Source organism: Lactobacillus kefiranofaciens (genome assembly GCF_900103655.1).
Lineage (GTDB): Bacteria > Bacillota > Bacilli > Lactobacillales > Lactobacillaceae > Lactobacillus > Lactobacillus kefiranofaciens.
This window is the reverse complement of record NZ_FMXC01000031.1, coordinates 1-17,886: the sequence shown is the minus strand read 5'-3', so window position 1 is coordinate 17,886 and position 17,886 is coordinate 1. Positions and strand designations below refer to the sequence as shown.

Here is a 17,886-nt window from a genome sequence, read left to right as displayed (position 1 = left end):
ATCATGTCATAAGAAACCTGAAAGACATCGAGCCGGACCTGCTGGTCTTCTATAATTATCCTAAGCAGATCAGAGCTTCAATTTACTCTACCAACATGATTGAATCTTTTAACAACGTCATTAAGCGCAAGGCTAAGCCTAAAGCAGAGTTTCCGACTGAACAGTCGCTTGATACTTTTATTGGCATTCAAGCAATGAGTTACAATGACCGCTACTTCAACCGAATTCACAAAGGCTTTGGTCAGGTTCAGGACACCTTAGAATCTTACTTTGATTAAATAAAGAATAAAAAATCAATCTATGAGAAAGATCTATTTACACAAAAGATTTGACAGTTTCTCATCACTTTTACCTGCAAGTACCGTGTCTAAAAGTGTTTGGTGATCTTGAATCAAATTGTTCCAAGAAGCATTACCCAAATTCAAACTTAAGAAACGAAAACGGTCGAATTGAATGTTGATTTCTTTTAACCAGTTCCAGACAATATCGTGACCAGTAATTTCATAAAAAAGCTGGTGAAAGAGATCATCGTACTTAAAGAATTGATGGAAGTCTTTTTCACTGCAGTATAATTTTTGCTGCTGAATAATGTCTTTTAACTGAGCTCTTTGTAATTCGGTTAGCGGATGCTGAGCAGCTTCTTGCATAATCTGTTGTTCAACACTGATTCTGACAAAGCGTGCATTGATAACACTAGCTAAATCAATTTGGGCAATATAAGTTCCCGATTGCGGAACTACGTAAATTAAATGTTCTTGTCTTAAGTGAAGAAGAGCCTCTCTTACTGGCGTTCTTCCAATTCCTAAATCTTGCTCTACTTGTTTTTCAGATATTTTTTCGCCAGGCTTTAATTCAGCTGTGATAATCTTTTTCAGCAAAATACTATAAGCCTGGGCTGTTAGATTATTTTGCATTATCTTTTACACCCTATTAAAAATTATGTTTTATTTAATTATAACGTAATAACAGTAAAGATATGAAAAATTGGATTTGATAAAAATGATTTTGTAAAAAAATAATTGCCTTTTTTTGCGTAATAAATAGTAGAGGGCAATTAATGCCCTACTATAAAGAAAGTTGGTGTGAATTGGAATATTACACCTAATAAGCAACCTTGGTATGGGTTTACGGAAGATCAAATTTTCGGTGAAATTATGTCTGATCCGGAAATTTGTAAATATATTTTACGAATCATTGCTCCAGAGGCGAAGATAAAGCATATTTATCCGCCAAACAAGCAACGGGAAGTAAAAGACCCTGGACATCGTAAGCAAAAGGATGTCAGGCTGGATGTACTTGTCGAAGATGAAAAGCATAACTTGTATGATTTAGAAGTGCAGACAAGTGATAAGGGCGATCTTGGTTGGCGCATGCGATATTATGCATCTAAGATTGATCAAAGATATACTTTACCGGTTGGTAAGACCTATCGAGATCTAAGAAAAGTAACGATCATCTTCATATGTACTTTTGATCCACAAAAGAAAGGGAAAGTTCGCTATGAGTATGAAAGCTTTGAAAAAGTTGATAAGTCTGATCAATTGAACGATGGGATCAAAAAAATTATAATTAACACAAAAGGGAAACAGGATGGCATTGGGCCTGAATTAGCAGCCCTAGTTAATTTAGCAAATAATAAACAGGTTCATTTGAATAGAATTTTTGACAAGATTCAAAAGAAAATTGTGGACATTAACAATGATCCAAAGCGGAGGGATGAAATTATGGACTATGAAACAAAGTTGCTTGAACGTGAGCAGGACGGAAAAGAAGAGGGAATTAGGCAAGGAATCCAAAAATTAATTGCAGCATTAAGAGATTTTGGGGCTACTAATGCTCAAATTTTAAAGCGTTTAGAACAAGATTATGGTGATCAATTCACTAAAAAAGAACTAAAAGATTTCATGAAACAAGCATAATTTGTACAAATGAGTAGCAACATTCTTTTTAGATCGTTGCTATTTTTTGATTCATCATTTTTCCATTCTGATTGCATGTGATTCTGAGTTTTGGTATAATTCAAGTGTTATAAACGTTGCCGAATTAGCTCAGTTGGTAGAGCGCTTCCCTCGTAAAGAAGAGGTCGGCAGTTCGATTCTGCCATTCGGCATCAGAGTATTTACTAAAAAGACCTGTAATGAAGCCCAATTGTAAAGATTGAGTATTCATGCAGGTCTTTTCTTTATTCAAAAATGATATAAAAATTCATAAAATAGTAAAAATCACTTATTTTAGATAGATATTGAATTTTAAATTCAAACAGTATACTATAAGAGATGTAAGAGCTTACACAATTATAAGCTTCGCATTATTCAAAGCATTGAGGGGGAATAATGATGAATGATAAGTATTCTAGATTAGGTCAGGATATTTACGCTAATATCGGTGGACCTAATAATGTTGAATCGTTGTATCACTGTATGACCCGTTTACGAATTAAGATTCGTGATGATTCTAAGGTCGACATTGCTGGCTTAAAGGCAATTGATGGAGTATTAGGCGTAGTTAGTGCCGATACTTTAGAAATCGTTTTAGGTTCAGGTGTAAATGCTAAGGTAGCCCAAAGCATGGTCAGCCAAGTTGGAGTTAAAGAAAATGAAGAATTTCCAACTAATGTAAGCAACTATCAAGCAGAAAAATCTGAAGTCCAAGCAAAAGCTGCTGAAGTTCATGCTCAACATAAAGCACAATTGAAGCAAACATGGTGGCGTAAAGCTTTAGGTCACATTTCAGCAATCTTCATTCCACTTATTCCAGCATTCATTGGTGCCGGTTTAATTTCTGGTGTTGCTGGTATTTTAAGAAACATGTTAACGGCTAAAATGCTTCCAGCTAACTGGAACTTAGGCGTTACTATTTTAAGCATGATTGCCAGTGCTTTATTTGCCTACCTGAATATCTATGTTGGTACTAACACTGCTAAAGAGTTCGGTGCTACGCCAGCTTTAGGTGGGATCATCGGTGGTGTTGTTTTACTACCAGGTGTCGTTGCACCAGTAACCATTCCTAACTTCTTGGATGGTAAGCCATTAGCTGCTGGACAAGGTGGTATTATCGGTGTCTTGCTGGCTGTCTGGGTTCTATCATATGTAGAAAAGTGGTTCCATGAACATATTGCCGATTCAGTGGACATTATCTTTACCCCATTCTTAACCATTTTAATTATGGGTCTGTTCACTGTCTTTGTAGTTATGCCAATCGCTGGTTGGATTTCTAACTCATTAGTTGGTGGAATCAACTGGGTGTTAAACGTTGGTGGACCGGTTGCTGGTTTCATTCTCGGTCTATTCTTCCTACCAATGGTTATGCTTGGTTTACACCAAATCCTTACGCCAATTCACTTGGAAATGATCCAAAAGATGGGTTACACTCCATTACTACCAATCTTAGCCATGGCCGGTGCTGGTCAAGTTGGTGCCGCAATTGCCCTTTGGGTAAAATGTCGTAAGAATAAAAAGTTAGTTAGATTGATTAAAGGTGCCTTACCTGTAGGTATCTTAGGTGTTGGTGAGCCATTAATTTATGGTGTTACTCTTCCATTAGGTCGTCCATTCATCACTGCCTGTGTTGGTGGTGGTATCGGTGGTGCCGTAGTTGCTTCCTTTGGCCATGTTGGTGCCATTGCGATCGGTCCTTCTGGTATTGCTTTGATCCCATTAATTGCTAACAACATGTGGTGGGCTTATGTTATCGGTTTGCTTTCCGCCTATGCTGGTGGTTTCATTGCTACCTACTTCTGGGGTGTTCCTAAGACTGCTGTTCACGGCGAAGTTGAAGATGCCTAGTGAAAATATTGAAGTTGATTTTGCTGCTCCTGTATCAGGTAATTTACAAAAGATTGAAGAAGTTAAGGATGATGTTTTTTCGCAAAAGATGTTAGGTGACGGTTTTGCAATTGAACCAATTGATGGCAAGATTGTTGCTCCAGTTAATGCTAAAGTCGAATCAGTAATGGATACTAAACATGCCCTTACTTTGAAAACTAAAAAAGGTCATTTAGATATCTTAATGCACCTTGGTCTTGATACTGTTGAATTAAAAGGTGCTCCATTTACCATTAACGTTAAACCAGGCGATGAAGTAAAAGCTGGTTCAGTAATTGGCACAATGGATCTTGACGCTATTAAAAAAGCTGGCAAAGATCCAGTAGTTTTGACGATTATTGCTAATATGGATCGGGTTGATCATGTATCTAAGAGCGATGATACGGCAGTTGAAGCTGGACAGGTCGTATTTAAGGCAATAACTAAGTAAATTGGAAAGAATGATATAAATGTCATTGGAAAATCTGACGACAGAACAGCGCAATCACAATTCGATGCACATTGATACGATGTCCACTCTTGAGATGGTGAAGACCATTAATGAGGAAAACGAAAGAATTGCCGCTGCGGTCGAATCCCAGAATGAAGCGATTGCGAGAGCAATTGATATTGGTTCCAAGCGCTATCATGATGGCGGAAGATTAATTTATATTGGTGCTGGTACGAGTGGTCGCCTCGGCGTCTTAGATGCGGTAGAACTAGTACCAACCTATGGAATCAAGCCAGAAAGAGCTGTTGGTTTAATTGCCGGCGGTAAAGGCGCAATGTATTTAGCCGTTGAAGGAGCAGAAGATGATCCTGAATTAGCTGCTAAAGATTTAAAAAACTTGAATTTAACTGAAAAAGATACTGTTTTAGGTCTAGCAGCTAGTGGACGTACCCCGTATGTAATCGGCGGGCTTGACTATGCTAAAAAAGTTGGTGCTGCCACCATCGCAATTGCTTGCGTTAAGAATAGCTTGATTGGCCAACATGCTGAAGTTGCAATTGAAGCTGTAACTGGTCCAGAAGTAATTACTGGTTCAACGCGAATGAAGGCTGGTACGGCTCAGAAGATGATTTTGAATACTATCTCTACTGGAATCATGATTAGGCAAGGGAAAGTTTATCAAAACGTGATGATTGATGTTTTGCCTACTAATGAAAAGCTAGTTGCGAGAGCGATTAGAATTATTAGTACGGTTACTGATGTTTCACCAGAACAAGCAAAAGCTGTTTTGGAAAAAGCAGATAAAAATGTTGGTTTAGCAATCGTGATGGCTAAGGCTAATTTAAATAGAGATCAAGCTAGCGATTTGCTAAAGAAACATCAAAACAATGTAAGTGATGTATTGAAAGAATTTGAATAGATAAAACATAAAGGCCATTCATAGTGAATGGCTTTTATTATTTGAAAGAGGGAAAGCTATGCTAGGAATTTCAGTTTATTTTAGAGATCTAAATGAAGATTATTTAACTAATGCTGCCAAAGCCGGAGCTAAATATGTTTTCACTTCCTTACAGATTCCAGAAGAGGATCACTCACAGTTTAAGCAAAAATTACCTAAATTAGTTAATCAATGTCAAACCTTGGGTCTAGAATTAATTCCTGACATTTCGCCAGTTACTTGGCAAATGATAGGAATAAAGGAAGGTGACTTCCAAGCGTTAAAGGAGGAAGGATTCACTGCTTTAAGACTAGATGATGGTTTTGATGATTTTGATTTAGTTAAAAAATTACAACAAGATTTTACAATTTTACTTAATGCTAGTGTAGTGACGCCAAAATATTTGGATGAAGCTAGAGAAGCTGGGGTAGATATTAATCAAATTGTTTTGACCTATAATTTCTATCCACATACTGATACTGGTATGGGTTGGGATGCCTTTAAGCGCAAGAATTGGTTGTTTAAAGATTTAGGTTTGAAGACACAGGCCTTTGTTCCAGGGGATGTGCTCAAACGTTTTCCATTATATGAAGGCTTGCCAACCGTTGAACAACATCGGGGGTTATTGCCATACGTTGCGGCTGTGGAATTAATCCATGAAGCGAACGTTGATGATGTCTTTATTGGCGATAGCGAAGCTTCTATCAAGCAGCTTAAATACATCGTTGATTATCAAAAAGATAAGACGATGAATCTGGAATGTCATTTATTGCCAGCTTATCAAGATCTTTATGATCAGGTAATTGAAGTTAGAAAGGATATTCCTGAAAAGATTATCAGATTGAATCATAAACGTGTGCCAGATACTGCTATCGATCATACATTGACCCGCAAGAAAGGAACGATTGTGATGCAAAATAAATTAGCCCAGCGTTATAGTGGTGAATTAAGTTTAACTAAAGTAGATTTGCCTTTTGAAGCTAGAAGCAATGTGATCGGTTTTATTGCCCCAGAGTTTGTCGATCTGTTAAATTATATAGATGCAGATACTAAAATTATTTTAAGAAAGATGATGTAGTTAGAGGGTGATCTGATGGCTTACCAGTCATTGCAGAAGGAAAGATTCATACCCCAGAACAATTAAAACAGGTAATTGATATCAATCCTGCCGGTATTGTAGTTGGTGGAACAATTACAAGACCATTGCAAATTGCTAAAACATTTACCTCAGTTTTTAACTAGCTATCTAATACCAAATTAGATATAAGAAAGTGTGAGTATTATGTCAAAACGATTTTCAAAAATTGGGCAGTCTTTCTCCCAATTAGGTCAGGCTTTTATGTTACCGATTGCCATCCTGCCAGTGGCTGGGTTGCTACTAGGGCTTGGTGGTGCATTAACTAACGATGCTGCAGTTCATGCTTATCCATGGCTCAATCAAATGTGGCTGCAAACTATCTTGAAGGTAATGAACTTCGCTGGTAATGCTGTATTTACTAACTTAGCATTGATCTTCTCAATTGGTTTGGCCGTTGGCTTAGCTAAAGGTGATAAAGGGACAGCTGGCTTAGCCGGTGGTGTTGCTTATCTGGTTTATACCGCAACTATTTCTGGTTTATTGCAGATCTTTTCACCAAAGAATAATATCGATACTGGTGTTTTAGGAGCAATTGTGATTGGTTCGGTTGTAGCTTACTTGCATAACCATTATCGTAAAACACAATTGCCACAATTCTTAGGATTCTTTGGTGGTTCAAGATTTGTGCCGATTATTTCATCCTTAGCTACGATTGTGATTGGTGCGATTTTCTTCATTATCTGGCCTCCAATCCAAAGCTGGTTAACTAGTGCTGGTTACGCAATTGCTAAGATGGGGAGCTTTGGTAGTTTCTTATATGGATTCTTATTGAGATTAACCGGTGCTGTTGGTTTGCACCATACCATTTATCCAATGTTCTGGTACACTGCTCTTGGTGGTACCGCTGATGTTGCTGGTAAAACTGTAGTTGGTGCACAAAACATTTTCTTTGCTCAAATTAGCTGATCCAAATCATCATGGTTTGTTTACTTATGGTACACGTTTCTTTGCCGGACGTTTTGCTACGATGATGTTTGGTTTGCCTGGTGCTGCTTTAGCTATGTACCTTTGTCTTCCAAAGAGAAATCGTAAGAAGGATGGTGGTTTATACCTTTCAGGTGGTTTGACTTCATTCTTAACTGGTATTACTGAACCAATTGAATATACTTTTTTATTCGTTGCTCCTTGGCTTTATGTCATTCACGCATTCTTAGATGGTTGTTCATTCTACGTTGCTGATATTATGAATATCAGAATTGGTAACTCCTTCTCAGGTGGTTTGATTGACTACTTACTATTTGGTGTATTGCAAGGAAGAGATAAAACAAATTGGCCTAATGTCTTAATTATGGGTGTAATTTGGTTCTTCTTATACTTCTTCGTCTTTACTTTCTGTATTAAGAAAGCACATGTCAATATTCCAGGGATGCAAGATACAGACGACAGTAGTGCTGACGCAATTATGAATAATGGTCCTAAGACGGGTGATAAGCTTTACGATGAATCAATGGATATTATTACCGCATTGGGTGGCGTAAGCAATATTCAAACTGTTTCAGCTTGTGCTACTAGATTACGTGTTTCTCTAAAAGACAATAACATTGTTAATGAAGGTGTCTTTAAGAAATTAGGTGCCCCTGGCGTATTGAAGGTCGGTGGCGGTATTCAGGCTATTTTGGGTGGTAAAGCAGATATCTATAGTCAAGAAATTAACGATATTTTAGCTCATCCGGATACGATGCCTAAAAGAACTACAACTCCAGCAAAAGTAGAAAACAAAACAGAGCAGAAACAGGAGCATCAAATTGCTACCTTAGACTTTGCAGCTCCAGTAAATGGTAAATTTATTGATTTAACTAAAGTTGCAGATGAAGTCTTTTCTAAGAAGATGATGGGCGAAGGCTTCGGTGTTGAGCCTGAGGACGGCAATGTCTATAGCCCAGTTACCGGTACGGTTGAATCAATTTTTAAGACTAAACATGCTATCGGGATTAAGACAGCAGAAGGATTAGAAGTTTTGCTCCATCTTGGTTTAGATACCGTTGAACTTGAAGGTAAGCCATTTACCATGCATGTTAAGGAAGACGATCAAGTTACGCCGGATACCTTGCTTGCAACAGCTGACGTGGAGCAAATTAAAGATGCGGGTAAAGATCCTGTAGTTTTAACCTTGATTACTAATACTAGTGATTATGTTGCTAATGCCAAAAACTTGGTTAAGTCAGGTGATCAGGTAGAAGTACATCATAATGTGTTTGAAATAACTACAAAATAATAAAAAATAATTTCCTCTTCAATAATGAAATAGGAGCTAAGTTAATGAGCTTAGCTCTTATTTTGTTAAAGCTAAAAATATTCATCTAACCCAATTCCCCCTTGTTAAAAAATATAAAACTAGTAGAATGGGGAGTCGAAGAAATAATTGAACGACAGAGAGCGTTCGTTTTGGAGGCTAAAAATGGATATAATTGATACGCACAGTCATGGACTAAGTAAAAACCAGAAGTGGGTTATTGCATCTACTTCATCTGGATTCGCACTAGAGAACATGGATGTGCTTTTTTTATCGTTTGCAATGAGTTCGATGATTGCCGACTTACACTTGTCAGGTGGCGCAGCAGGATTGATTTCCTCAATCACTAACTTGGGGATGCTGTTTGGCGGGATTTGCTTTGGTATCTTGGGTGACAAGATTGGCCGGGTTAAAACTTTTTCACACACGGTTTTGATCTTTGCTATTGCCACTGCTTTGATGGCTTTTGCAAACAATATCTATGAGATTTATGCCCTCCGTTTTCTTGCTGGTATTGGTGCTGGTGGTGAATATGGAGTCGGTATTGCTTTAATTGCGGAAAACTTTAAGAGTCATCAGATTGGTAAAATGACTTCAATCGCAGCAGTTGGTGGACAAATTGGTGCAATTATTGCCGCCTTAGTAGCAGCTTGGATTATTCCCCATTTAGGTTGGCATATGTTGTTCCTAGTCGGAATTGTGCCTGTAGTTTTGACTGTATTTATTAGAAAGCATTTGCATGAAAGTGATCAATTTTTAGCAGCCAAAAATAATGAAAAAGGTTCTTTATTAACTGATGTAGTGAAGAAGATGTTCAGTACACCGCGCTTAGCCCTGCAAAGTCTAGGCTTAATGGTAATGATGACCGTTCAAATTGCCGGTTACTTTGGTTTAATGAACTGGTTACCAACGATTGTACAAAAGCAATTGAATTTAAATGTATCTAGCTCAAGTCTGTGGATGATTGCCACTATTATTGGGATGAGCGTTGGAATGATGACCTTCGGTTCAATCTTTGATTACTTTGGCCCACGGCGTGCCTTTGCAATTTTCTTGATTGGCTCAGCCGTGATGGTTTATGTGTTAGCTTTGGCACAAAACATGGCGAGCTTGCTGGTAATTGGTGCTGTCATGGGCTTCTTCTCAAATGGGATGTTTGGTGGCTACGGTGCCGTGATTAGTAGATTGTATCCTACGGAAATTCGGTCATCGGCTAATAATATCATTGTCAATGTAGGTCGAGCAATCGGTGGTTTCTCATCAGTGGTAATTGGCATCTTGATGGATCACTATAGTTTGACGGTAGTCATGGGTTTCCTATCAGCTCTTTACATTATCAGTTTTGTAGTAATGATCAGCCTGCCTGGGTTAAAGAGATTGACGGTTAAGCATTAATTGAAAAATAAAAATAAGAGTTAGGCTCTATTTTGAAGTGAGACCTAACTCTTATTTTTTTAATTAATTGAATTATTTACCAGCGACAAAATGTTTGCGGTCTAATTTAGGAGCCGTAATTGGCTTACCGGCTTTGGTTTGATCCTTAATGTATTTCACGAATACATCGGTATCTACACCAGCAGTCGCAACTTGTTTGGCAGTCTTAAATTGATTGAAATAGTCACCGCCACCTTTGAGAAACTCGTTGATCACGACATGATAAGTTTTATGCAAATCAATTGGCTTGCCATCATTGCCATATACCTTGGTTACCTTGAATGGTTGCGTCTGATCGTCATTTTTGGTGAAATCATACTTTAAGCCAGCCGTTAACAGATAAGTCTTATGACCGTTTCCAAAGTTCTTGTATTGTTGGTTAAGCACATCGTAAATTTGTTGACCGGTCATCGAAACGACATCCAAAATATTGCCAAATGGCTGTACATCTTGAGCGGCGCCCCAAGTAATTGATTTGTCTGGCTTTACTGCAAGACCAGCTCTGACACCGCCACCATTGGTCATCGCAAAATCAACATGTAAGTTTTGCTTAGCAGTTGCTTCACGAGCGCCGGCAAGTTGAGCATCACAGACTAGATCACCGGTTTCATTTTCAAAATACTGATTATTTTTGTCACGGCCGGTTAGATTTTTAGCAATCGCTGCCTCGCCAATTTTTTGGTTAACAATTGGAGCGGTGCGCTGGTCTGCATCTTTAACAATTGCCGTCACCTTGGCATTATCTTTTACAGTGGGATCTTGCTTGGCTGACAATACTGGGAATATGTGAGCTACTAAACTCTTAGCAGCAAAATCATGAGTTTTAGGGTTAAGGTAGCCAATAATATCGTCGTATGCTTCGCCTGAGTAAATTGCTTGTACTAAATGAGTATGTCCTATGGTAGCGTTAGCATATTGATGTGAATGGCCGGCAAAGTAAAGGTCAACAGAATTTTTAGGATCGATGCGATATAGTTTTTGCAAGATATCTACTACTGGACCTGAGGTGGAAGTTTGTTTAGTTTGTGCGTCAGTCTGTGTAGCGACACCGGTATGAGCTAAAACAACAATGGCTTTGACGCCTTTTTTGCGAAGTAGCCGATCATATTTTGCGATTGCTTGCGCTTCATCGATAAATTTGTAGGGATGATAATTTTTATAGGTGGTCAAAGTCGGCATGGTAGTCGTTAAGATACCAATGAAGCCAACCTTTACTTTTTTGCCATTGGCAGCTTTGACAGTTTTGATTAAATACGGCTTGAAATTGTACGGTGTTTTATTTGTTTTACGGTTTACTACGTTAGAAATTACGATTTGTAAACCAGAGCTGCGGTGTGGATAGGCCATCTCGGCGGCATTATAATGTTTAGTCGGCTTGCCGCCCACCAAGATGCGGTGAAATTCACCTAGACCTTCATCGAATTCATGGTTACCCAAAGTACCAATCTTGAAGTTCATGGCTTTGAGAGCCTGCATAGTGGGTTCATCTTGAAGTAAGGCAGAATTTGAAGGTGAAGCACCAACCATATCGCCAGCTTCGACTCGGAAGGTATGACCATGTTTGTTTTCACGCTGGAAGGATGATTGAGCATTATCAAGATAAGAAGCTAGGCGAACAGCACTGCCGGCATTAGGATATTTAGTAGCGCCAAACCAAGCATTGCCCGTTCTTTCTAGACCGCCGTGCAAATCGTTGATTCCTAAAAATTGAATCGGAATATCATGGCGATACTTTTTACTGCTGCTCCAACCAGATTGCTCGGGTTCAGTGGCAGAATCGAGATTAGTTTTAATCTCAATATTATTGCCCGAGTCTTTAGCCGAAACGTTGGATGAAAATGCTGAAATGCTTAATAAAGCAAGCAGGACAGCTAATGATTTGAGTAGACGATGTGAATGAAAATCCATTTTTATCTCCTTTTTTAAAAACTGGATGATTTAATTATAATCCGAATGAATAATAAGTAAATATAAAATATTGTTCTGACAAAATACGGATAATCAGAGGATCAAGATAAAAGAAAATCCGTAAAAGTGAGTACTTTTGCGGATCATGCAGATATTAAAATAAATTAAAAAATATGTTGACATCAAATTAGAATCTGTTAATATTATTTTCAACAAAAAAATCATTTTAGCTTTGATAAGGAAAGTAAAATAGAGCACGATTTTCAGAGAGTCTTCGGTTGGTGCAAGAAGATAGTTAAGCTTTATTTGAAAATCACCTTTGAGCAGGAAGTACGATACTAGTATTTTCAGGGTCCGCCCTTTATAGCGGCGACGTATCGCCGATCATTTTTGATTGGCCGCACCTGCATGAGGTCAGTAACTTTGTTATTGATGAAGAATAGGTGGTACCGCGCATAGACGCCCTATTAGATCAAGTAGATCTAGTAGGGCGTTTTTTGTTTATCCGAGCTAAGGAAAAATGGAGGAGTATTATGAAAAAATGGTTAAAAGCTTTAGCAGGTGGATTAGTAACAACAAGCGCTGCAACTATGTTAGCAGCTTGTTCGAATAGTAAAGCTGATTCTCGAGATTATGAAAAATCTTTAACTTGGATGACTACTTCAGAAGTACAGACACTTGACCAAAATAAAATGGTTGATACTTCTAGTAGTGAACAAGCAACTAATGTATTTGAAGGATTAAATCATGTTGACAATAATGGCAAAGTTGAACCTGGTGTGGCGACCGTTTCTACGGTAAGCAAAGATGGGCTGACTTGGACTTTTAAATTAAGAAAAGATGCCAAGTGGAGTAATGGTGAACCGGTGACAGCTAATGATTTTGTCTATTCATTAAGACGAGTAATGGATCCTAAGACCCAATCTCAGCAACAAAATAATTATCAAGCAGTTAAGAACGCTCCAGAAGTAGTAGCTGGTAAAAAATCTCCAACTTCTTTGGGCGTTGAGGCCAAGGATAAACATACTTTAGTAGTTCATTTAACTCATCCAGTGCCGTATTTTAAAACTTTAACCGCTTCGAGCTGGAATCCGGTAAGTGAAAAAGCAGTTAAGAAATACGGTAAAAAATATGGTACTGCATCGAAGTACATGGTTTATAACGGGCCATTTGTAAGTACTGGTTGGACAGGTTCAAACTTAAGCTGGAAATTAAAGAAAAACAATTATTACTGGAATAAGAAAAACGTTAAATTAAATACCGTTAATTACACCGTAGTCAAAACGCCAGCCACAGATTATACCCTTTATCAATCAGGAAAATTAGACGGGGCCTTTCTTGATACTCAGGCTTCTAAACAATTGAAACATCAAACTGGTTACCGGGTATTTAGATCCGATCGAACAGAGTATTTAACTTACAATGTTTCCCAAAATAAAGATATGGCCAATGTTAACTTGAGAAGAGCTTTTTCAATGGTCTTGAATCGTAAAGAGCTCGCTTCAACTGTAGGTGGAGCCAATACTGTAGCTACCACTTTTACTGCTCCACAAGAAACAGTTAATGGCATGAACTTCAATAAATATTTTGCTGAGCAAAATGCTACGAGCAAGTATACAGAATTTAATAAAAAAGCAGGTCAAGCTTTATTTGATAAAGCCTTAAAGGAATTAGGCAAATCTAAGGTTGAATTTACTTTAGGTGGGGATGACGATGATCTTTCTAAGAAAGTAATGGAATATGTCCAAAGTCAACTTGAAAGTACTTTTGGTAAAAAAGTAGAAGTTCATGTTCAATCAATGCCTAAGACTACTAGAGTAAGCAACATGCTTAACGGCAAATATGACGTTGACTTTACTGGCTTAACAACTGGTTATAACGATCCTTACGCAATGTTAAGCGTAATGATGAGTGGGGAAAATTACAACTTTGGTAAATGGTCTAACAAACAATATGATCAATATCTAACTCTTTCAAGTGAAGAAATGAACGTGAAAAAGCGTTTAACCGATTTGGTAAAGGCAGAACAAGTTTTAGACGATCAACAACCATTGACCCCACTTTATCATGATGGTCAAGCCTGGATGGTTAGAAGAAATGTTCATGGTTTAGTCTTCAACGGCAGTTTTGATTTTAGAAATACCTTTGTTACAAAGTAGGAGAAAATAAGAATGACTAAGACAGCTTTTGTAAATTGTAATTTATTTGTTGGTGATCGGGAACAATTATTAAATAATGCTTGGTTTGTAGTTGATAATGAGACCGGAAAATTGACTGCCAAGGGTACAGGAAAGTTAAATGTGGCGGTTGAGCAACAGGTAGATTTAGACGGACAATATGTCATGTCAGGCTTGATCAATGCCCATACTCACGTGGGATTGGTAAATGCAGCCAAAGATCATTATCCAGAGACCGAAACTTTGGTTACTTATAAGGCACTGAAGGACTTGAAAAACGGTTTAAAAGGTGGGGTAACTTACATTAGAAGTTGCGGCGTTCCTTTTGATGTAGATGTAAAGCTGAAAAATATGCGAAATGATTATCCTTTTGAAGGACCAGGAATGAGACCAGCGGGGATGCCAATTTCTATCTTGGGTGGTCATGCTGATCAGCCTTTAGGTGAAAATCATGAATTGAATGCTTCTCATTTGGTTAATTAACCTGATGATGTTCGCAAGGCAGTTCGTGAACAGTTCAAAAAAGGTGCAGAAAATATTAAATTAATGGCGACCGGTGGGATCATGTCGCAAGGCGATCAAATTGATGATACCGAATTATCATTGGAAGAAATGAAAATGGCGGTAGCAGAAGCTCATTCCAAGCATATGACGGTGTGTGCACATGCGGAAGGTCGGCTGGGCATCCACTATGCGGTAGTAGCTGGTGTTGATTCTGTTGAACATGGCTTTTACGTGAGTGATGACGACATTGAATTAATGAAGCAGCAAGGAACATTCTTGTCACCGACTTTGATCGCTGGTCACCAAATTGCTGTTTACGGTAAAGGAAAAATGACTGATTTTTCATATCAAAAAATGTGTCAACATGTTGATGCATTCTACGCACATGTAGGCAAGGCAATTAAGGCAGGAGTAAAACTGGCTTTGGGTACAGATGCGGGAACCTTCATGAATCCTCTTGAAAGTACCGCTAAGGAACTAACTGAACTTGTTCGAGCAGGAGCAAGTAATTATCAAGCTTTGCATGCAGCGGGGTTAGGTTCAGCAGAGTTATTACAGATTGATGATGAATATGGTTCTTTAGAAGAAGGAAAGTATGCGGACTTTTTAGTATTGAAAGATAATCCGCTTAGGGATGTTGCCGCGGTAGAGCAAGCAGATAAGCAAGTGTACCAGCATGGGGTGAGAAAATTTTAGATAGAAAATAAGAGCTAAATTCAATTGAACTTAGCTCTTATTTTTTCAGCTTAAATTACATATTTTTCATATGTTTATTAAAAATCACCATGGCAATGATTAACATTAGAATCGATACTGAAGTAGCTACGATTTCCCAGACATCCCCGTGAGCGGTAATCAGGCTACGAATTAATGCGGTCACGCCTAAACCCATTAGGAAATTAATACTAGTATGGCCGTGGTGACGCAAAGCAGAGATGATCATGGCGGTGAATTCGAAGAACAGGAAGAAGACGATGATTTCATCCATGATAGCAGAGTTACTTTCTTTGATCGATGGTGAAAGCAGTAATTGGAAAAGCGGAATCAGATCGCGGAATAGAAGGATGATTAGTAAAACACCTAATAAACCGATGGCAATGACTAATAATGATTGTAAAAAACGAGCAAACTTGATGACATACTTATTGAAATCTTTCATACTGATCCTGCTTTCTGAATAGTCTGTCATCATTATAATCGACTACTGGCTGAAAGTATATTTTTACTTAAATATAAAAGATATGCTAAAATTTTGAAAATATACTAAATGAGACATAATCAACATAATAATTACAATTGATAATTTTTAGTTCTTTGATAGTATCTTGATATAATAATTTTAGTAGCTTAAGAAAGGAAAACGTCAATGAATAATAAATTATATACAGCAGATGAGGCGGTTAAAGTCTTAGAAAGAACAAGTTTAACTGATATTGATAGTAAAGTACGTGAGGCTAAAACTGATGAAGATAAAGAAAGATGGAATGCACTGTACAACTTTGCTTTGCAACAGAGGCAAAGAAAAATCATTAATAGTAAGGAATTTATTCGCTAATGTCTGATTTTTATATTTTTGCTGGAATAAATGGTGCAGGCAAATCAACTTTATATTCTAATGAACTAATAGAAAATAATACTTTGAGTAAGTCTAAAAGGATAAATGCTGACGAAATTGCTCGAAGAAATAATTGGTCATGGCGAAAAAAAGGTTCAAATATCAAAGCTATGAGAATTGAAATTTCTGAAATAAAGTATTGTCTTCAAAATAAACAGAGTTTTAATTTAGAGACAACTTTAAGTGGCTCATCCAAATATTTCTTTAACCTTATTACCAAAGCTAAAAATAATGGCTTTAAAGTACATTTATATTATGTTGGACTTTCTTCTGTTTATCTTGCATTAGATAGAGTTAAAGCAAGAGTAAAAAAAGGTGGCCATGGAGTGGATGAAAATTTAATATACAGCAGATACCCTAACTCGTTGAAGAATTTATATGAATTAATAGATAAATTTGACGAAGTTAAAGTGTATGATAATTCATTATTTTTTTCACGGATATATTGGAGAGATGGATCGGTAGAATTAGAAAAAGCAAACGATATCCCAGATTGGTTTAAACCTGCTTTGAAAAAGTAAATATTATTGATTGTTAATGCAGTAAGAAAAGCAGCCTTTGCAAATGAGCAAAAGCTGCTTTTTTATAGCTAGATTCTAGCAACGCCATTCAACGCCGGTCATTGCAACATTCTTATTTGCTTTAATCAATGCAGCACCATTGCCAACATCAACGCCGCCATCAAGAATTCCTTCATCTGAGCGAAGATTCAAGCTGCCAGCAGCATAATCCATCACCATATTTGGCCCCATTAAAGCCATATCATACTTAGAAGTGTAAATCTTCAAACCTTGATCATTCTCAAGTTGGACTGGGTAGTCAGCATCTTTTTGCTCAACCCAAATGATAGAAAAGTGTGAGCCGATGCTGCAGCCACCACCCTTGATGGAGTATTTTCCGCCACCGTCATCAGTAATTAAAATTAAAACTTTATTGGCAATTTCCCTTCTCTTTAGGTAGTCCAACGCCTGGTCAGTAAAAGTAATTTTTAACATTATTCAGATCTTCTTTCTTAATCTAACTTCCTTCATTTACTATCTAAATTATAGATAATTTATGGCAAAAAATAATTGATTTAGATCAAGAAAAGATAAATATTCTAGTCACCCCAAATAATGATCATTTCTTGCCATTCACCGCTTTGCCCAATGTTGCGAAATTCTAGGTTAAAGATCTTAGCTTGCAAATGCTTTGCTTACCAGGATTCGTAAATTTCATTAGGCATATCCTCAGTAGATTGGTACTTGAAGGAATCAACATGTAAATTTTTAGCTAAAATTGCATTTTTTTCATTAAACATGATAATCACTTCTTCTATCTCTATTGTAATCCTAAGTGTATAATTTTTTTGCGGTAAGCTGAATAATTAATTAAAAAAGCTCAAGTCCTTTGAATCTGGACTTGAGCTCAAACAAAAAGACCAGTAGTCTGATGTTAACGAAAAAAACACATTAGAAGCTGGTCTTTTATGGAATCTATTATAACTGATATCGTGAAAATTATTAAGTCTGAAAATAATGTTATTGCTCGTGAAAAGGCATTAATGTGCTACTTCTTTGGTTTGATTAGAGAATTAATAAAATTAGCACTAGAAGAAGTTGATGCCGGCTTAGTTGAAGAAACTAAAAAGCAAGGCTATCAGATTGAAAAGAAAAATAAGCGCTCAGTTGTGACTGCCTTTGGTGA

Annotated in this window: 12 protein-coding genes, 1 tRNA gene, 6 pseudogenes and 1 other annotated feature; of the genes and pseudogenes, 14 read left to right on the top strand and 5 right to left on the bottom strand. The window is 37.4% G+C overall.

Going from position 1 to position 17,886, the window contains the following annotated elements:
- On the top strand, positions 1-278 hold a 278-nt coding region (locus tag BLP58_RS09345; RefSeq protein ID WP_074484267.1), incomplete at its 5' end, for a transposase.
- Between the two features lie 33 nt (positions 279-311).
- Here the strand turns inward: BLP58_RS09345 and BLP58_RS09340 are convergent.
- Positions 312-914: a GntR family transcriptional regulator gene (locus BLP58_RS09340; protein ID WP_013854652.1), complete on the bottom strand. Its 603-nt coding sequence runs from the start codon at positions 912-914 to the stop codon at positions 312-314.
- Positions 915-1,082: 168 nt separating this feature from the next.
- Between BLP58_RS09340 and BLP58_RS09335 the strand changes: the two genes are divergently transcribed.
- The 8 genes and pseudogenes from BLP58_RS09335 to BLP58_RS09295 all read left to right on the top strand — a co-directional run bounded on the left by BLP58_RS09335 (position 1,083) and on the right by BLP58_RS09295 (position 9,957).
- Positions 1,083-1,919 (top strand): Rpn family recombination-promoting nuclease/putative transposase, encoded by an 837-nt coding sequence (locus BLP58_RS09335; RefSeq protein WP_013854651.1) that lies wholly within the window; start codon positions 1,083-1,085, stop codon positions 1,917-1,919.
- A gap of 118 nt (positions 1,920-2,037) precedes the next feature.
- A tRNA-Thr gene (locus BLP58_RS09330) sits at positions 2,038-2,110 on the top strand.
- Between the two features lie 223 nt (positions 2,111-2,333).
- A pseudogene (locus BLP58_RS09325) lies at positions 2,334-4,254 on the top strand (glucose PTS transporter subunit IIA).
- Between the two features lie 19 nt (positions 4,255-4,273).
- Positions 4,274-5,173: an N-acetylmuramic acid 6-phosphate etherase gene (gene murQ / locus BLP58_RS09315; RefSeq protein ID WP_013854650.1), complete on the top strand. Its 900-nt coding sequence runs from the start codon at positions 4,274-4,276 to the stop codon at positions 5,171-5,173.
- Between the two features lie 58 nt (positions 5,174-5,231).
- Positions 5,232-6,269, top strand: a complete 1,038-nt coding sequence (locus tag BLP58_RS09310; RefSeq protein ID WP_013854649.1) for a MupG family TIM beta-alpha barrel fold protein — start codon at positions 5,232-5,234, stop codon at positions 6,267-6,269.
- A 17-nt stretch (positions 6,270-6,286) separates the two neighbouring features.
- A pseudogene (locus tag BLP58_RS09305) lies at positions 6,287-6,433 on the top strand (N-acetylmannosamine-6-phosphate 2-epimerase); the annotation flags it as partial.
- 40 nt (positions 6,434-6,473) lie between these two features.
- Positions 6,474-8,544 (top strand): annotated as a pseudogene (locus BLP58_RS09300) (PTS sugar transporter subunit IIABC).
- A 183-nt stretch (positions 8,545-8,727) separates the two neighbouring features.
- On the top strand, positions 8,728-9,957 hold the full coding sequence (locus tag BLP58_RS09295) for an MFS transporter (protein ID WP_013854648.1): 1,230 nt from the start codon (positions 8,728-8,730) through the stop codon (positions 9,955-9,957).
- A gap of 72 nt (positions 9,958-10,029) precedes the next feature.
- Here BLP58_RS09295 and BLP58_RS09290 read toward each other — a convergent pair whose 3' ends face one another.
- Complete coding sequence (locus BLP58_RS09290) at positions 10,030-11,904, bottom strand: bifunctional metallophosphatase/5'-nucleotidase (RefSeq protein WP_013854647.1); 1,875 nt, start codon at positions 11,902-11,904, stop codon at positions 10,030-10,032.
- 223 nt (positions 11,905-12,127) lie between these two features.
- Positions 12,128-12,374: a binding site (T-box leader), on the top strand.
- A gap of 63 nt (positions 12,375-12,437) precedes the next feature.
- On the opposite strand from BLP58_RS09290, the gene BLP58_RS09285 reads away from it, so the two are divergent.
- Together BLP58_RS09285 and BLP58_RS09280 are read left to right on the top strand one after the other, a co-directional pair.
- The gene (locus BLP58_RS09285; RefSeq protein ID WP_013854646.1) at positions 12,438-14,063 is read left to right on the top strand and encodes a peptide ABC transporter substrate-binding protein; all 1,626 of its coding nucleotides are present in this window, start codon (positions 12,438-12,440) and stop codon (positions 14,061-14,063) included.
- Positions 14,064-14,075: 12 nt separating this feature from the next.
- Positions 14,076-15,281 (top strand): annotated as a pseudogene (locus tag BLP58_RS09280) (metal-dependent hydrolase family protein).
- A 55-nt stretch (positions 15,282-15,336) separates the two neighbouring features.
- On the opposite strand, the gene psiE reads toward BLP58_RS09280, so the two are convergent.
- Positions 15,337-15,744, bottom strand: a complete 408-nt coding sequence (psiE, locus tag BLP58_RS09275; RefSeq protein ID WP_013854643.1) for a phosphate-starvation-inducible protein PsiE — start codon at positions 15,742-15,744, stop codon at positions 15,337-15,339.
- A 207-nt stretch (positions 15,745-15,951) separates the two neighbouring features.
- Between psiE and BLP58_RS09270 the strand changes: the two genes are divergently transcribed.
- The gene (locus tag BLP58_RS09270) at positions 15,952-16,140 is read left to right on the top strand and encodes a hypothetical protein (RefSeq protein WP_013854642.1); all 189 of its coding nucleotides are present in this window, start codon (positions 15,952-15,954) and stop codon (positions 16,138-16,140) included.
- Positions 16,140-16,721: an ATPase gene (locus BLP58_RS09265; RefSeq protein ID WP_013854641.1), complete on the top strand. Its 582-nt coding sequence runs from the start codon at positions 16,140-16,142 to the stop codon at positions 16,719-16,721. Before BLP58_RS09270 ends, BLP58_RS09265 begins: the two co-directional genes overlap by 1 nt.
- 75 nt (positions 16,722-16,796) lie before the next feature.
- Here the strand turns inward: BLP58_RS09265 and BLP58_RS09260 are convergent, their stop codons facing one another.
- Together BLP58_RS09260 and BLP58_RS09255 are read right to left on the bottom strand one after the other, a co-directional pair.
- Positions 16,797-17,195, bottom strand: a complete 399-nt coding sequence (locus tag BLP58_RS09260; protein ID WP_013854640.1) for an iron-sulfur cluster biosynthesis family protein — start codon at positions 17,193-17,195, stop codon at positions 16,797-16,799.
- Positions 17,196-17,299: 104 nt separating this feature from the next.
- A pseudogene (locus tag BLP58_RS09255) lies at positions 17,300-17,500 on the bottom strand (hypothetical protein).
- Positions 17,501-17,668: 168 nt separating this feature from the next.
- Here BLP58_RS09255 and BLP58_RS09250 point away from each other — a divergent pair.
- A pseudogene (locus BLP58_RS09250) lies at positions 17,669-17,886 on the top strand (UPF0236 family protein); the annotation flags it as partial.

Excerpts from the sequence above, each read along its gene's own strand:
- BLP58_RS09285 (WP_013854646.1), top strand. The coding sequence starts at position 12,438 with ATGAAAAAATGGTTAAAAGCTTTAGCAGGTGGATTAGTAACAACAAGC.
- BLP58_RS09260 (WP_013854640.1), bottom strand. The coding sequence starts at position 17,195 with ATGTTAAAAATTACTTTTACTGACCAGGCGTTGGACTACCTAAAGAGA.
- BLP58_RS09270 (WP_013854642.1), top strand. The coding sequence starts at position 15,952 with ATGAATAATAAATTATATACAGCAGATGAGGCGGTTAAAGTCTTAGAA.
- BLP58_RS09290 (WP_013854647.1), bottom strand. The coding sequence starts at position 11,904 with ATGGATTTTCATTCACATCGTCTACTCAAATCATTAGCTGTCCTGCTT.
- psiE (WP_013854643.1), bottom strand. The coding sequence starts at position 15,744 with ATGAAAGATTTCAATAAGTATGTCATCAAGTTTGCTCGTTTTTTACAA.
- BLP58_RS09340 (WP_013854652.1), bottom strand. The coding sequence starts at position 914 with ATGCAAAATAATCTAACAGCCCAGGCTTATAGTATTTTGCTGAAAAAG.
- murQ (WP_013854650.1), top strand. The coding sequence starts at position 4,274 with ATGTCATTGGAAAATCTGACGACAGAACAGCGCAATCACAATTCGATG.
- BLP58_RS09310 (WP_013854649.1), top strand. The coding sequence starts at position 5,232 with ATGCTAGGAATTTCAGTTTATTTTAGAGATCTAAATGAAGATTATTTA.
- BLP58_RS09295 (WP_013854648.1), top strand. The coding sequence starts at position 8,728 with ATGGATATAATTGATACGCACAGTCATGGACTAAGTAAAAACCAGAAG.
- BLP58_RS09265 (WP_013854641.1), top strand. The coding sequence starts at position 16,140 with ATGTCTGATTTTTATATTTTTGCTGGAATAAATGGTGCAGGCAAATCA.